Source organism: Fibrobacter sp. UWEL (assembly GCF_900142535.1).
Taxonomy (GTDB): Bacteria; Fibrobacterota; Fibrobacteria; order Fibrobacterales; family Fibrobacteraceae; genus Fibrobacter.
Genome location: NZ_FRBE01000035.1, coordinates 1 through 16,310, shown reverse-complemented (window position 1 = coordinate 16,310; position 16,310 = coordinate 1). Strand labels below are relative to the sequence as shown.

The window sequence follows — 16,310 nt, the reverse complement described above, 5'->3', positions numbered from 1 at the left end:
AAGACCATGGATAAGAACTTCATGGAATCTGTGTGGTGGGTGTTCAAGCAGTGCTTCGACAAGGGCCTCATCTATCAGGGCTACCGCATCCAGCCATACAGCCCGGCTCTTGCAACTCCGCTTTCCAATTTCGAAACCAACCAGGGCTATAAGGACCGTCAGGACCCGTCCTTGACTCTTATCTTCCCGCTGGTTTCCGACGACGCAAAGTTTGCTGGTTCCAACATCCTGGTTTGGACCACCACTCCCTGGACTCTTCCTTCCAACTTCGCTATTGCAGTGAAGGCTGACGCCGAATACGTTTGCGTTGAACAGGACGGCAAGAAGTACTGGATCGCTGAATCCCGTATGGGCGCCTACTTCAATAATCCGAACGTTGTGGATTCCTGCATGGGTTCCGAACTGGTGGGTAAGAGCTACGAAGCTCTGTCTCACATTTCCGACGAATTCGTGACTCCGGACCAGCTGTCCCGCCATTACAAGATTGTTTTTATGGAAGGGGGAAGTATCCCCCTGGTTCGCACTTCGTTGCTCTCCACCCCTACTGCGGGGCTCAGGCGCCGCCCCGCAACGCCCCGCTTACCCCACCCGCCCACCCTAAAGTTGATTGTGTCTAATGGAGGTTAGATAATGATGATTTTAATGAATTGCTTATGTCATGCAAGGTTGCTGGTAGTTGCCTTAACTGTATTTGTATGCGTAGGCATGTGGGGGTGTAGCGACAGAGTTGAGTTTAAATGGGTTGGAAGGGGTAATATGTCAATTGCCGGTTTCATAGACGATTCCCTGGTTGTTGCATACGATTGCAGAGGGTGGCTTGAAACTACGGAAACATGGAATGGTGGTTATAGCGAAGATGAGGGATGTGGGCATGACCGCTTACTTGTCTATAATTATCGAGTACAGGAAGATGGCCCGCGTTGGAGTGATTCTCTCACGAATAAGAGTGGTGGTTACCGATGGTACCAATTGACGGATTCCATTTTTTGGCGCTGGGAAGGGTATAACATCCTTTTGTGGAAACTGGGTGAAACGGCGCATGAAATGAAACTATCAAGAAAGAACGAAGGTTGTTCGCAAGAATTTGAAATTAATCGGATACATCAGTGGCTGGATGATGGCTTTATTGCGCTTGGAGGAAGGTTCTCGGCTGGAGGAGATAGTTGTCAGTATGCTGTTTTGGATACAATCTCTGGAATCTTGACATACAAACGCTTGGATAAAGATTTAGAATGGATTGAGATATGCGATGATGTTCGTGCATTTGGTGGTGATATATACTGTTTAGTCTTGGATCGAGAGTTGTTTGATGTTCTTCTTTTGATTAATTCGGATGTGAAAAATACATTACTAAAAGACGATTTTCAGTTAAATCGTTATGCGACAATTTCATTTATTGGAAATTATATGAATATTTTTCAAAGTCTTTGCTTTCTTGAAAAAGAACAAATTAAGTGGCTTACAAATTTTAGTTCGGAAAAAGTATCTTTTGGCGATGGAAAAGGAAATTATATAACCTATGAAAATTAGCATGAAAAAATTAATTGTTGTTTTGTTTCTTGTTACGATTTATGGTTGGTCGATTCCTAAACCCATGGAATCCATTGAAAGTTACAATATTCTAATGGTTCATGGTGCATATGGTTCAGAAAAAGGGATTAAGGCTAATGCGAATTTAAAAGAAGCTAATTCAACATCTGAGTTTTTAGGTGATGCAACACTTGGCTCGTATACTTCTGACGACCGAATTACAAAGTGGATCAGTACAAACGTTTTCGAAGAACCTAATATTGAAAAAAAACGAAATCCTTCTAATGCCTACATTTACAATTGGCGTTCATTTACTAATCCCGCAAATAGTTCTTTGAACAATGCTCATGAGATGGGTGACCGAATGTGGAATGCCAAAACTGGTGATTCTTCCAAATTTGGTAAACGAAGATCTCTATTTGAAGAAGCCCAGGAAGTAAAGGCGAAAATCATCATTAACCCAAATGACGATTCAAAAAATTTATATGGTCAGATAGCTTTAGATTCCATTCGCAAAGGTCCCGACCTCTATCGTCAACTAGCTTCTCGTTACATCCTTATCAGCCATTCCATGGGCGGTGTTGTCTCTCGCGAGTATGTGCAGGGCGACTTCTACAATGGCGATGTGGACAAGATAATCACGCTTGATAGCCCGCATGAAGGGACCGGTGCGCTGAATATGCAATATGGTTTGCTGTTATTTTGTAGTAAAATACGCAGAAAAAGTTTTAAGGAGAACAGAGTATGAAAAATCTGTTGAAAAAGTTTGAAATTAAAAGAATGATTGTAGCTGCTCTGGCAGCACTTGCGTGCGTATGTATGTGGGGGTGTGGGGATTGGTTTGAACCTGATACTCATTATGAGTGGGACAAGTATCGTCAGGGCAAGAAAGTTGTTGGTTTTTTAAATGATTCTCTAGTTATTGTTTCTGATTATCGTTTTTGGCGAGAAGTTAGGGATGATAATGACGATGAAGTTGCTAATGGTTTTGGTCACCAAGCTTTATATTTGTACAACTATCGTGTGCAAGAAAATGGGCCTAGGTGGATGGATTCTCTGGATAATGGAATAAGAAATGATGATTTTGAAATGATTAGTGGACAACTATCTGATTCTGTTGTTTGGGCGAAAAAAGCTAATGATTTGTGGTTTTGGAAAATAGGTGAGTCTCCTCGTCAAATAAAAATTAATGAAAAATACGATGGATGTTCGCATGAAATTCGTTCATGGCGAATGCGTGAATGGAAAGATGGAAGGATTATTGTTTTAGGAGAGACTACTGTTATAGACTCTTCGGATTCGTATCGTTATATAAAAAACGCTTTAGTTACGTTTGATTCTAACAAAGCTTACTGCCAATACGGCGTTCTTGATACGATAGCTCAAACGATTGTATACAAACGTTTGGATAAAGATTTGGAATGGATAAAAAAATGTGATGATGTCCGAGTGTGGAGTAATGATGTGTATTGCTTTATGCCTGGAGTGTATGCTTTCGAAGCTGTTCTTTTGCGAAATAGTGTCGATACTATTGATATTTCAGTAAAATTTACCACTGGAGATTTCTGGGGGAATGTTTTACGACCTAATGCCAATTTGTGTGGGCTAATTGAGGATTCTGTTGTTTGCTCTGGAGCTGAATGGCGTGGTGGCTTGTCTTTTTACGAAAACGATGAAATCGTTGTGAATTTGGAGTAAGAATAATGTTCAGATGCTTAACTTTGTTGTTGGTGCTTACGATAGTTTGCGAGTCTTGGTCTGTTCCCAAACCGATGGAATCGATTACAAATTACAATGTGATTATGGTACATGGTGCTTATGGCGCCGACAAGGGAATTTCCGAAGACTTGTGCAAAAATGCGTCTGAGGCTAGTTTTGCGCCACGTTTTTTAAATAGCAGTGAAGACGATGGAGCTAATATAGGCTACTATCATAAACCGGGGCGTTTGACAAGTTGGTTGGAATCGCTGTTTTTTGAAGATACAACGAGTTATGACGCGCTTAATCCTTTTTCGGATTATCGACGTAGTCAAGGCTTCCCCTATATCTATTCTTGGCGTGCATTTCGTGATCCTGCGAATAGCTCTATAAATAACGCTCGCGAATTAGGGAATAGGACATGGAAAGGGTGCGGTAAGCGTCGCTCCCTTGTGGAGGAATCTCAGGAAGTCAGGGCTATTTTTGATAATCCAAGTACTGGTCGAAAATATTCTGGTCAAGTTGCGTTGGATTCTATACGTAATTATCCTGATCTCTACCGTCGGCTTCCTTCCCGTTATATCCTTATCGGTCACAGCATGGGAGGCGTAGTTTCTCGCGAATGGATTCAGAACAGCGATTATTACTATGGTGATGTAGATAAAGTTATCACGCTTGATTCTCCGCACGAGGGAACGGGTGCGCTCAATATGCAACTGAACTTGAAGGATGTATCTAGGGCTGCTTTGGAGGGCCTCGGTACATTGGTATTCACTGTGGGCTTGACCGCTGTGACAATGGGCAAGGACCTTACTTGGTATTATACAGGTGTTGTTGGAATGGCGGTTTCGATGGGGATTGCGGGAGGTAACCTTGCGATAGGTTCTGCTGTGGCAAGTGGGCTAGAACATTATCACGAAACAGATTCTCTTGTTTGCTATGTGGATCCCCATGGGAAAGAACGAGATGAGTGCAAACATGTGGGAAATATCTCAGATTTGAAGGCTCTAGATTCGTTACCGGATTCTTTGCCTATGTTCAGAATGCTTGCTGGAAAGCATAGCATGACTTTTACGGATCCAAAGCTAGGAGCGCGAAATGTATTGAGTTTTATTGTTCCTGATGCGCTGACCGTTCCCTTTGCAAATCTGTACGAGCAGGTGTCCGGCGGTGGAGATGAACGTGTCGATTATATAAATTCTGTTACTGGATTTTTGATGGGTATGGTTTCTGGCGCCAATGTGCAGGCACACGGTTCCTCTCTTGTAGAAACAAATAATGGGCTTGCGTACGATACCGATATATTTATGAAGTATAATGTTGACTTGAAGAGAGAAACCTTCAATGCCGCCGCCTATGCAAAGGATTCGACACGTTCTCATACAGCGACGATTCTTACGGATGTTGGAATTGCCTTGCTTGGCGTTGATTTATTGTGCAACATTATTGCGCCGGAAGCAGCGCCTCTTGTAAAAGCTGGTATAGGGGTTGCTGCTGCTGCGAGTCTAGCAACTGCTGTTGGATTTGATGTTGCGACGGGTGTTTCTGACTTGATGGATTCTCACCAAATGCCTCTGTATAAGAAAAATCAGGAAACATGGCATGCGGATTATTCAAATACGGTTTCGCCGATTGCGGGTTCTTCCGTCAACGATACAATAATTAATCCGTTAGTTATGGAAGATTTCCTGTACGAGCGTCCTTTCGTGAACTTGCTTCTTGGCGATGCACATACTTTAGAAATGATAGACAATGACACGACAAACGGGAAAACTGCGACGACAAAATTGAATAAGTCGTGTTTCTATATAGGAAATAGAGATTCGGCAGAATGTGTTGTGGGCTTCTTTGGAGATTCTGTTCAGAATACATCTGTGGCTGAGAATATCTCTGTTTCCAAACTTGAACCCTTGAAATTTCATTCCTCGCAGGACTGGAATGAATTTGGTGTGAAGGTCGATCGTTGGGAAAAGGTTCCCGGTCTTACTTCAAGTGGAACGCAAAATGATACATTGGTCCCCATTCGCCACGTTGAACGTTACAAGTTGCCGAAAATCGTGGTGACCGATTACATCCATAGATATTCTTTTGTTGTGGACGACTTGATGCCTCACCGTCTGCGCGAAATAACCATGAATTTCAATTTCCAGACGGAAATAAAATGGGCGTGTAATGTCAAAATAGACCCGAAGTTGGATACGGCCTGTACCGTTTATGCCGATAAGAACGATGGCAATGGACTTCAACCAATCGGCAAGGTTCCGCATCCGGTGGAGAAAAATGGTGATTTTATCTTTGTTCCTGCCAATTTGCCGGATCAAGCGTTCAAGAACCTGGCCTATTTCCAGAAAGATAACCAGAATGCAGTTACCATCAGTACAGTGAATAAGATTGGGCTCAGCAATACGCAAAGGTTCTTCTATCTGGCGAAGATGACTGAGGATCTATACGAAGCCAAGTGGCCCTTGCCGAACATTGTTGTTACGGGAGTTGACAATTTTAAATTGACAGCAAGTACCCTTGATTATCAAGGATTCCGTATAGACTCTTTAAGCACGGACACCATATTTGTAGATACCGTGTTTACCAAGGACTCCGCTGTTGTTGCCAACGCTAGATTTACGGAACTTCGCATGGGCTTCTCTTCCGACGGCAAAGGCGCTACGCTGACATCGGCACAGAAAAACTCAAATGTTCCCGAAGGGCATTATATCTGGAAAATCAATATTTCCGTGGCCAACGATTCCGATTACAGCGTTGTTCCCTATAGGGTGCCTTTCTCTGTTGACCGTACTCCGCCGCAGGTGACCCTTTCCAAGGAACACGATAGGTTGAATCCTAATCGAACCAATATTTTGGCTCGGGTGGTGAATACAGATTCTACGCCGGATATTCGTGCCATGCGGGCATATATCAGTAAATGGAATGGGAGCCGTTTTGAGTTCCATGCCAAGCTTCCTTCGCTTTATGATGTTTCCAATCCGAATTTTGCGATTTTCCGCGACAGTAGCATCCGCTTTGACGATGGCAAGTATCGTTTGAATATTTTTGCGATTGACCGGGCTCTTCCTGACTATGATGCATATGAAAAAGTCGCTGGACTGGTAAATAAGATTGTTGCCGGTAACGATACGGAAAGTGACTGGAACAGCATTGAGTCGCTAGCCCTGAACAAGACCCGTGATTTTGTAGAGTTCTATGTGGATACGACCCCTCCTGTTTTTACGTTCAGCAATGTTCGTGCCGAAAGGTCTAATTCTGAGCCGTCGCCATTTACTTTGCCTCAAAAGGTAGATACCCTCTTGTATATCGGTGCCGATGACAGATTGAAGATGTCTTATAACGTCAAGGAAAATAATATTGATAGCGCCAGTGTGGTTAAGCTCTATTATTCGTTCATGCATTGGCCTGATACCTCTGCTGCCGATCGTATGGGAGAGTCCGTAACGATAGTTTCTGCCAATGGTTATAATGGGGACTGGCTGGAAAACGACCATATGCTCATCTCGGATGGCGATTATAGAATTAAGGTGACTGCGGTAGATGGGGCCGATAACGAGTCCGAAAAGAAATACGATAAGGTCGTACGCGTTGATAGGATTTCGCCCAATATTGAAACCTTGGTCTCGACAAAACTTGTTTATCCAAAGGACGAAACCTCATTTGGCGCAAAACTTGTCGTGAATGAAAAGCATGATGCCACTGAAAACCGCACTGGGTTCCGTTGTTATAGTCGCGTAAGGGGCGCGGAAAAGACTAGTGCTTGGAAATATATCGACAAAGCATTTGTTGGTGATACGGTTCGCTTTGAAATCATGGCGTCCGATGTGGATACGGCTACCGGGAAACGCTATCTGGAAGTCGGCTGTGCAGATGCTGCCGGTAATATAAGCTATATGACCGATTTGTTCTATGTGGGAACTCAATATCCCGAAATTACGTCCCCTACAGATACGACAAAAGGACTTGACGGAGCAATTCTTGCAATCAAGGGCGTCGCTGCCGCTCCCAGTGCCAGGTATGAGATTACCGCGCGTTATGAACTTTCATACAAGTGTCTCAATCCTGGCTGTGATAATTCATGGCATACGGAGGGAATCTCTAGAAGGGATTCCAATAGGACTCAGCCTATAGAGGGGGTTTTGGGCTTCTGGAATCGAAAGGCTCTCAGCGGAAATTACATGCTGAAATTGGACATGATTCCCTGCGAAACATGTGCTATATTGTCCGACTCGACAAAAATATATTTGGAAACCTACGTGCCGGATTCATCTGACCCGCTGATGAATTTGCAGGTGCAAGACACCGTGTATGTTGATTCGATAAAATCTAAGATTTTGTATTCCATGCGGGGAGATAATCTGTCCAATTACAGTGTTCGGGTCTATGGCTATGACGCGAAGGGCGTTGCCTTGTTCGATGCCGGCACGAACCGTATCAAGGGAAATCCGTTCTATGGAAATCCGGTGGATGAGACTAGGGCGCAGGGCATATGGTTCTACGGAGATTCCGTGATGTGGACTTTGAAGTGGAAAGGACTGAAGGCCGATTCGCTAGTCTTGCGCTATGATTCTACTTCTACAGTGATTTCTTGTGTTGTGGCTAATAAATGTGAAAAAAGGCTAGATTCCATTAGTTCAGTAACATCGCCGTCTTTGCTAGATTCGTTAACATCTCCCATTCCTGAAATGAATCCGATTGTGAATGCGAATGCTATGATGATTTTGACGGGAGAATCAGGAAATGTGACCATTCAAAGTAATTCGGCTTTTTCTGTGAATCAGGCGATAGATACGCTGACCGTGCTTCCTGTTTATTTTGGTTCGCGTTCCGAGACTGGTTTTCCTGGGGCGGGGGCTGTGCCTGTGTATTCTTGGTCGGTGGATCGAGAAAACTATATGTTCAAAAAGGAATGGAACGGTCTGAGTGACGCAGGAACGTATCCGGCAGAAGGGTTCGCAACAATCTATGCGGAAGCCGTTGAAAAAAAGGCTATCGGGAGGGCACGCGTATTCCTGGATTCTGCAAAAGTGTTTCTTGCTTTGCCCGGTTTGAAGGTTGTTTTGCCGTCAGACACCTTGCCTCCGTTCAAACTTTTTAAATTGCCGAAAACAGTAAGCGCATTGCCGGATAGCGTATCCTATGTGGTTGGGAAAATGTCGGCCAATTACGGAATTCGAGGGCGTAAAGCCTACGTGAATGCCTATGTTACGGCCCCTGATGGAACTAAGATAGATGTATTCGAAAATGAACTGAAAAATGCCGGGCCCAATAATACAGCCTATACACTTGTATGGAACGGCATGAAGGAAAAAGAGCATCCCGTAACGAGTGCGGGAACTTATACGCTGACAATCAAGGCGGTGGAGGCGTATCCTGTAGATGCGGAAAATGTGCAGGTGGATTCTATTGTAGCCCCGTTTGAACTTGTGGTTGCCAATAATCTGGATCTCGTAGAGTTGAAAGGCGAAAATTCTAATGGGTTGTGGTTCGACATTCGCGAGGCTGTGGACGACACGATGCATAAAGGCCAGAAACGCTATGAGCCGATTGCCGATTATTTAGTGACGGCGGACGTGTCGGGCTACTACCTTCCTGAAGAGTATCAAAAGCCGTACGAACTTAAATCAACAATTGCAGGAACGCAAAATGTGATTGGATTTAAACCGGAGCGTTTCAGTCTCGGAATCAAGAGACAGAGAGAACGGCTGGATTTGGTGTACTTGACTATGGTGGATCGCCATACGGAGAAAATTACTGGTTGGACTGGTGCGGTTTGTGGAGATCGACATGCTCAAACGGATACGGTAATAACGCAGGGGGTTGTAAGTTTTAGCACTAATGCAAGGACAAACTTTATTTTGGTTGATGTTGTGGCCCAGGATGAAATGGGTTATGACAACGATAGGGATGATGAAACAAGAATTGATTTCTTCGTCATGCTTTTGAAAGACTGGAATGAATTTAAGCCTGAAAAAAATGGTGAGATTTCTGTCAAAGAATTTATGGATTTAAAGAATAATAAATCTGTTTGGAAATTGACCGATTATGTTGATACAAATAGCTCGGAATATTCGGCAAATGATAATGGCGTCCATATCCCGCGACCTGATGATAAATCACATCGTTTTGCAATTATCTCAAACAAAGATATAAATTGTGAAGCAAATATGACGATGAATGAAGATTCTATGAGGGTTTGCTCATATGATAACAAAGCTTATAATCCGGAAGCGAAATTATTTGAAGTAGTCATGTTTGGCAGGAGTGATGCTAATGTCTTTTATGAACATTATCAAACTTTGAATTCAAATTGTTCACATGAACGATGGAGAGAAATTGCCTTTTATATACAGCTCACAATCCCCGATTCCTATTGGAATGCTGGCTTTGGTTACGATAACTTGGTGAACCGAACAATCCGATTTGACGGAACCAATAAGAGCATTTATAATACTGGTACAAGCGGTTACATGGCTGCATTACAGAGTAATATCATCGAAAAACCCACTATTCTTGACACTGCTGTCAAAAACCGTGCGAACAATTTCTTTGATGGCGATAAGTGGACTTTTGACAAATCCTATGGCAAACTGACTCCATATGAAACACAACACCTTCCATTCTTTGGTGCTAACGTGTTGTCGGGAGCGCCAAATGCGTTCCTGTTTCCTGATGAAATTCCCGATACAAACCTGATGTATCCTTCCTATTATGAAGTGAAATTTTATAATGATGATTCCGAAAATTGGAATATGAAACATTATGTTGCCATGGTTCATGGCTATCAGAATGGAAGTCCTGTGAAGCGTTTTTTGAATAGTAGCGTAAAGGATTCTTTAAGAACGCCTTTGCTAGATCACGGTTCTGTTGATTTCTACGTTTCGTTAAATAAGTCTTTTGGAGCGCAAACTGCCGATACTATCAAGTATGTTATTTCGAATCCTGCGCCAAGACCAAACGTATGGAAGAATTCTGTAAAAAATGATTCTGTTAAATTTTATGCAATGGGATCCAAGGTCCACTATTACCCTGGTGACTTTAAAGATGCTGACTGGCTTAATTTGTACTTGACATCTTCAGATAGTACGGGGTTCTTTAAAAATCTTTTAAATTTTATAGATACTAATGGAATTAACAACCCGATAATTCATTATCTCGCTGCAGACTGGAAACCAGATTCGCTTTTGACTTTGGGTATAGATAGTTCTAAGGTGAACGATTCTACGAATTTTTCGACTACAGTTTCTTTCGACAAAGATAAGTATAATTCTGTAAAGCACGCTTTTTATGTAACGCCTTTTGGCTTGCCGGTAAATGCTAGTGCTGGGATGAAGTACGACTATACTTTCCCAGATTCCGTACATTGGGAACATTCAAACGATACGCTTTATTACAATGCGGATTCGTTGCGAGAGGCACTTGTGTATAGGCGAACCAAGGCGTCTCCGATTTCAGAACTTCCATCACCAGTAGATTCGACAATTCTATCAGTTGAAGATTTGGTGAGGTATGGCGACTCAGGCCAAAATAGAGTTGCCCTTATGAACGGAGAGTGGTTCAAGGAACGACGGCTGGGTTCTGCAAGATTGACCCATTTGGATAGTTCCGAACATTCGCATTTCATCGTGGACATGGTAGATCCTTTAGCTAATAATCTTACTGTCCGTTACAGGGATTCTGTTTTGTTAAAACGTCCTCATGAATATGTTGAGATGGTTGGCCGTCTAACTTCTGGAATAAATTATGATATTTCCTATTTGAAAGATTCTGTATTCCATTACATTGGTTCCTTTACAGGAACTGGCAAGAGCGAACATCTGAAATGGTTCGATATGAACCATTTGCAGGGGAATACTTCGTTTATTCTTACATGGGGTGGCTTGAATGGTTCCTCCAATATGAATTATGCCCAATATGACTTGAATGTGGGTACTCCGGTGGGAACTTCTGACGACAAAACTGTGAAATCTCTATTTGGTGAGGTCTCAGTGTCGTTTGGTTCCGGTGCTATGGATATTCCGCGTGATGTGACAGTTCGTACGACTTCTGCCGAAGAACACCAGTTTGATGTTTTCAATAATGCTGCGTTGACGGGGCCGATAATTGAAGTGTTGCCTTCTATGGAATTCTCAGATAACACAAAATATCCTCGGATCCAAATGAAACTTTCCAGAAAAGAAATTGTGCAGGCAGGACTTACGCCGGATAGGGTACGGCTATACAAGGTGGATTTCAAGAATGGACAGTTTGTCCCCTTGTCTCATGTTTTGTATGGCTATTTGAATGATGAGGGTAAGGCTGCTGTAAGTGGTGCAATTGCGGACAGCGCCACTTGTGAAAGTTGGGATGATTCCGGTTGTTATGATGAAAACAACTGGGCTTATATGTTGATTTCTGGTGAAACAGCCACGTTCTCCGTTTTTGCGGCTCTGGATTCCGTGAAGGCATCTACGAAGATTGTTACCATGGAGATTTTGCCGGAAGTGGCCGTGACTTTGGAACGTGAAATTCGTATCGTTGGGTCTGCTGATTTTGATTTGTATTTGGATAGCGCGTTGTCGCAAAAACTTCCGTGGCGGAAGGATTCGCTTGGACGTGTGATGGTGACTCTTCCAAATCAGGATTCTACTTATATTTATGGTGTTGCCAGAAATGCTTTTGGCGATGAGGGCTTTGGTCGTCCTACGAAGGTCCTGGCAATCGTTGTTCCACCGAATCTTGTGTGCAATATTCCACTGGATACATTATGGTTGGGCTTGGATAACGGATATATGGAACTTTATCCGAATTGTAATCAGCTTGGTTTCGGGGTGTTTACCTTATATAAAGGTACGAAGGGTGTTGCAAACAAGAAAGGAAACTTGCAAGATACTCTACGATTTGATGGTGAATATGGTGGATTGAAAATAAAGGATGGTGTTTATGCGTCTCGTTATGAAGCAAGTTCGTTAGTTTCTACGCAAGCCCAATTTGTTGGACCAGTTGTCATTACAGACTCTGCGCGACCGATTATAACTGAAGAGAGGCTGGAAGAATCTTCGAATGCTATTGATCGTCACTTTGATATTTCGTTCAATGTCGCTGATGACGAATCTGGCATATATAGTGTTAAATTGTGTTGGATTCTTGGCCAAGATACGTTAGGGACAACCTCTGTACTTCCGGATTCTTTGGGTAATGTGTCTGTATCGAAGATCATTTCTCGTTATGCAATGAATAAGTGTTTGGGCTGCAATTTGACTGCATCTATTGAGGTTCAGGATTATGGTCATAATTTGGCTACACGGAGGCTTGTTTCCGAGGAATTGTGGCCGTATCCTATGGGAATTGCCCTTTGGTATCCGGCATCGGAAGGCTCTGGCAAAACGGCAAAGGAAAGAATCGGTACCGGTCATCATTTGAATCTTTCCATGTTACGTCCATGGCTTTCTGGAAGTGGCTTGTACTTCTATCATCCTGGCGATAGCGCTGTTGGTGCGGGAAGGGTGGATCTTGGTACGAGTAGCGAATACTCTATGGAAGTTCGAGTGAGTCCGGGCAATGCCCAAGATACTCTCTGGCGTCGGGTGATGGGATTCGTGGGAACTTCCGGCATGACGATTGAAGTCCAGAACCAGGGAAGGAACTTACGCCTTGTCGAGAATAATAGAATATGGACATTGCGTGGATACTTGCCATCAAATGCATGGTCACATGTTGTTGTGACCGTAGATTCTCAAGATGTTCGATTCTACATTGATGGGGCTATGGTAAAATGCATGCCGGCATTACCTATGGAACGGGAATTCTATGGCACGTTCTCCATGGGTGAACTGGAGAGCAAGAATTTTGTCGGACATGTTGCTGATGTCCGGTTCTATACGAAGGCTTTGAATGGAGATGAAGTCCTTGCCTTGACTCTGCCCATAACGGATGAGAGCGCTACTACAGAAATTCACACAATAATTGTTCTTGGGAACGAAATGGAAGGTGCTGGCAGACAGTTCTCCTGTGCCGTCTCAGGAAACGGCTACTTTGTCGGAAGTGATGCTGGAACGGGTCTGAATATGTCTGTCGTTATTCCAGCGTCTGCGGACTACAAGGCAATCGTGTATGCCCGCTCTGCAAAAAAGACTAGTGCAGTGATTAAAATCGGTGCGCAGGGTGCTACAACGTATTCCGGTTCCGTTAAACTTGAAAATACTTGGAGACCTGTGGAAATCGCAAATGTAAAGATTCCGCTGAATTCCGGCATGCAAAGGATTACGTTGAATGTTCCTGATGGAGTTCAGATTGCGGGCATCGCATTCACCAATGGTGATGAAGTGAAGCCTTCGCAAATTTCTTGGAAGTCTAATAGCGAAATTGCTGGTAATGAAACTGCTGTTGTGCAAAAGGTGAAATCTTCTGTGCGTTTTGAAGGATATCCTTCTGACAAGACTATGATTCGTCCCCGAATCCGTTTGAAGAATATTTCATCTGAAACGATAAATGGATTCAAGGTCCGTTATTACTTCCGCGGAGAATCGCCGGAGTCAGTCAATGCCGATGCCTACTTCCCGGGGGAAGACTCCCTTGGCCTGGTTGTTAGTGCTGAAGGCTATAATACTGGTTACGTGGAGTGGGTCTTTGATACAACGCGTATCTTGCCTGGCGGGCGCCCATACTTTGGTGATGGTCCCCTTATGGGCATATACAATGATGGAAATGTCCCGTGGTATGCTGAAGATGATCCGTCTTATGTTCTTCCCGGAATGGCGGCCACAGATGTCGATGGTTTTATCGATGATTTCGGCATCGTTGTTCTTGATTCGGAGAACAATCTGATTGGTGGCCATTGCGTAGAAATGGAGGATCCTATAGAAGCCACGCCTCCTTCCGTTCGAGTCTTTGCTGCTGATATGCGCGATGACCAAACTAGGGCTAGTGAGATTGCTTTGAAACTGGAGAATCTGGGTGGTGCGTCGTTACGCAAGTATGATGTCCGTTACTACTTCCTTGTTGAAGAAGGTTTGCAGCCGATTTTTGATATCAACTATCAGCCTTTGTTTGTTGATGGTGCAGAGATGGTTGCTCTTGGCAACAGTCGCTATCAGGTGAACGTACATGTTGGCGATGTTTCCTTGGCTCCACATAATATGTGGGCAGACGAATTCAAGTTTGCCATTCATGTAGGAAACTGGGACCCGTTGTGGAATGCGTCCGATGACCCGTCTCATGAAGGGCTTACAAAGTCCTATGTTGTGACATCGAAAATATGCGTTTATGATTCTACGGGCAAGAAAATATATGGTGATGACCCCGTCTGGGAAGAACCGAAAATCGTTGCGTCGCATGACAATCAGGATTTCTTGGTTGCCGATTATGGCTACGATTCCGGAGTGTCTGTCCCTGTGATACGTACTCCTGAGGGCTTGATTGTTTCCCTTGACGGCTATCCATATGTTCTGCTCGATCTAGTCTATGCAAATGGTATTCCAATCCGCAGAATCTATTCTGGCACGATAATGCCGGGTGAACAGTTTATTACTGTGGATTGGACGGGCATAGACTTGAGTCATACGTATCTTGTTCTGCGTAAGAATTCGCAGATTGTATCGACGAAACTTTTATCTAATTTATAATGGAGCTTGATTATGAAAAAGATTGTGCAAATTTTGTTGACCGCCTTTGCAACGACAAGTTGCTTTGCTCTTGATATCAATGCTGTATTCGATAATCAAAAGAAGGCTGCTTTCCCTGATACTGCGGAAATCATTATGCAGACTACAGTGACATTGCCGGGGATGGCTTCTCAGACTGTAAGGACGTCAATTCTGACTGCTGGTAGTGACAAGTCTATTACGACGGTTAAGTCGCAGATGATGAACATGCAAATTGTGAAAAATGGAGATATAATCCGTGTGACAGATTTGAAAACTGGAAAAAGTTTGCCAAGTCAAAGCGGATTACAGAACGAGCCTACGGATATCACTTCGCAAATGGGAAGACCCGAAGATTATAAAGCGCCCGTAAAAGAAAAGGGGCTTTGGAAAATTGTTCCTAAAGATGAATCTAAACCAGTCTTTTTCTATTCAGATAAGAACCGTCGTGTTGTGAAAATGATAGCCAAGATTCCTATGGATGCTCTTGGTGGTGTTGCAACTGCGAAAACAGAATATAAATATTGTGATAATAGCTGTCAGCTACCGGGAACACTTTCTAGTGTGGAAATAAAAACACTGATGCCTAATGCTCAGGTATCTAATGTGAAGGTTGATGTTCTTTCGGCAAAGCGTCGCAGCAATCTTCCAATGGCTTTGTTTAATATAAAATAACAAAAGGAACTTGTATGAAACGATTTCTTTTCGGAATAGCTTTGCTTGGATTGCTGGCTTGCAACAGCGACGAAGGCTCGTCTACTGGTCCCGCTCAAGAACCGGTGACTGTAAACTGGTCTTTGAGCGGAACATTTGGTGGAGGGAAAGTTGATTCTGTAAATGTGGATACCCATGTGAATGGCCTGGTTTCTCGTTCTGGCTCTTCTAGGGTCCATCTGAATGGCTATGATACGGGTTATTTTGAAAACACAGTCCAACTGACGCACTTGCAGAATATGACCCATGTTTCAGCTTCCATAGATGCAGATGGCTACTTCTCGTTCGATAATATGGAATTATTCGGGCTGCGTGATGGAACGAATTCGGTTAGGATTACTCCAAGTGCGAAAGCCAATGTTGTTTTAAACCCGGAATCATTTATTCTGTATTCGAATCGATAGGGCTGAAATTATAAAAATAATAACGAAATGCTTTGTGCACTGCTTTCTAGTGCTTAACTTAGATTAGCGTTAATTACTATTTTTAAGCTAAAGGATATACTATGTTTCGTGAAGTAAAGAAAGAAGAGACCTTCCCGCAGATCGAAGAGCGCGTGCTCGGATTGTGGGATAAGGATGATAGCTTTAAGAAGTCTCTGGACAGCCGTCCGGAAACTGCACCCTATACTTTCTACGATGGCCCTCCGTTTGCAACTGGCCTTCCGCACTATGGTCACTTGCTGGCTGGTACCATCAAGGATATCGTTCCCCGTTACTGGACCATGAAGGGCAAGAAGGTTCC

At 43.4% G+C, this 16,310-nt stretch carries 8 protein-coding genes; all 8 read left to right on the top strand.

The window, feature by feature from the left end; translation table 11 throughout:
* A partial coding sequence (locus tag BUB59_RS14255; protein ID WP_234980078.1) for a class I tRNA ligase family protein occupies nucleotides 1-627 on the top strand: 627 nt, incomplete at its 5' end.
* Nucleotides 628-630: 3 nt separating this feature from the next.
* The gene (locus tag BUB59_RS14250) at nucleotides 631-1,530 is read left to right on the top strand and encodes a hypothetical protein (RefSeq protein WP_073231207.1); all 900 of its coding nucleotides are present in this window, start codon (nucleotides 631-633) and stop codon (nucleotides 1,528-1,530) included.
* A complete protein-coding gene (locus tag BUB59_RS15430; RefSeq protein WP_200778842.1) occupies nucleotides 1,520-2,278 on the top strand; it encodes an alpha/beta hydrolase in 759 nt (252 codons plus the stop codon). The genes BUB59_RS14250 and BUB59_RS15430 overlap by 11 nt, the downstream gene beginning before the upstream one ends.
* Nucleotides 2,275-3,228: a hypothetical protein gene (locus tag BUB59_RS14240; RefSeq protein WP_073231203.1), complete on the top strand. Its 954-nt coding sequence runs from the start codon at nucleotides 2,275-2,277 to the stop codon at nucleotides 3,226-3,228. Before BUB59_RS15430 ends, BUB59_RS14240 begins: the two co-directional genes overlap by 4 nt.
* Before the next feature lie 104 nt (nucleotides 3,229-3,332).
* Nucleotides 3,333-14,834, top strand: coding sequence for a LamG-like jellyroll fold domain-containing protein (locus BUB59_RS14235; protein ID WP_073231201.1), 11,502 nt, complete (start codon nucleotides 3,333-3,335; stop codon nucleotides 14,832-14,834).
* Between the two features lie 12 nt (nucleotides 14,835-14,846).
* Entirely contained in the window at nucleotides 14,847-15,527 is a 681-nt protein-coding gene (locus tag BUB59_RS14230; RefSeq protein WP_073231199.1) for a hypothetical protein, read from the top strand.
* 14 nt (nucleotides 15,528-15,541) lie between these two features.
* Complete coding sequence (locus tag BUB59_RS14225; protein WP_073231196.1) at nucleotides 15,542-15,970, top strand: hypothetical protein; 429 nt, start codon at nucleotides 15,542-15,544, stop codon at nucleotides 15,968-15,970.
* A 101-nt stretch (nucleotides 15,971-16,071) separates the two neighbouring features.
* Nucleotides 16,072-16,310 (top strand): class I tRNA ligase family protein (locus BUB59_RS14220; protein WP_143160422.1); only part of this gene is annotated, 239 nt, incomplete at its 3' end.

Coding starts and splice junctions, on each gene's coding strand:
- BUB59_RS14250 (WP_073231207.1), top strand. CDS start 631: ATGATGATTTTAATGAATTGCTTATGTCATGCAAGGTTGCTGGTAGTT.
- BUB59_RS15430 (WP_200778842.1), top strand. CDS start 1,520: ATGAAAATTAGCATGAAAAAATTAATTGTTGTTTTGTTTCTTGTTACG.
- BUB59_RS14240 (WP_073231203.1), top strand. CDS start 2,275: ATGAAAAATCTGTTGAAAAAGTTTGAAATTAAAAGAATGATTGTAGCT.
- BUB59_RS14235 (WP_073231201.1), top strand. CDS start 3,333: ATGGTACATGGTGCTTATGGCGCCGACAAGGGAATTTCCGAAGACTTG.
- BUB59_RS14230 (WP_073231199.1), top strand. CDS start 14,847: ATGAAAAAGATTGTGCAAATTTTGTTGACCGCCTTTGCAACGACAAGT.
- BUB59_RS14225 (WP_073231196.1), top strand. CDS start 15,542: ATGAAACGATTTCTTTTCGGAATAGCTTTGCTTGGATTGCTGGCTTGC.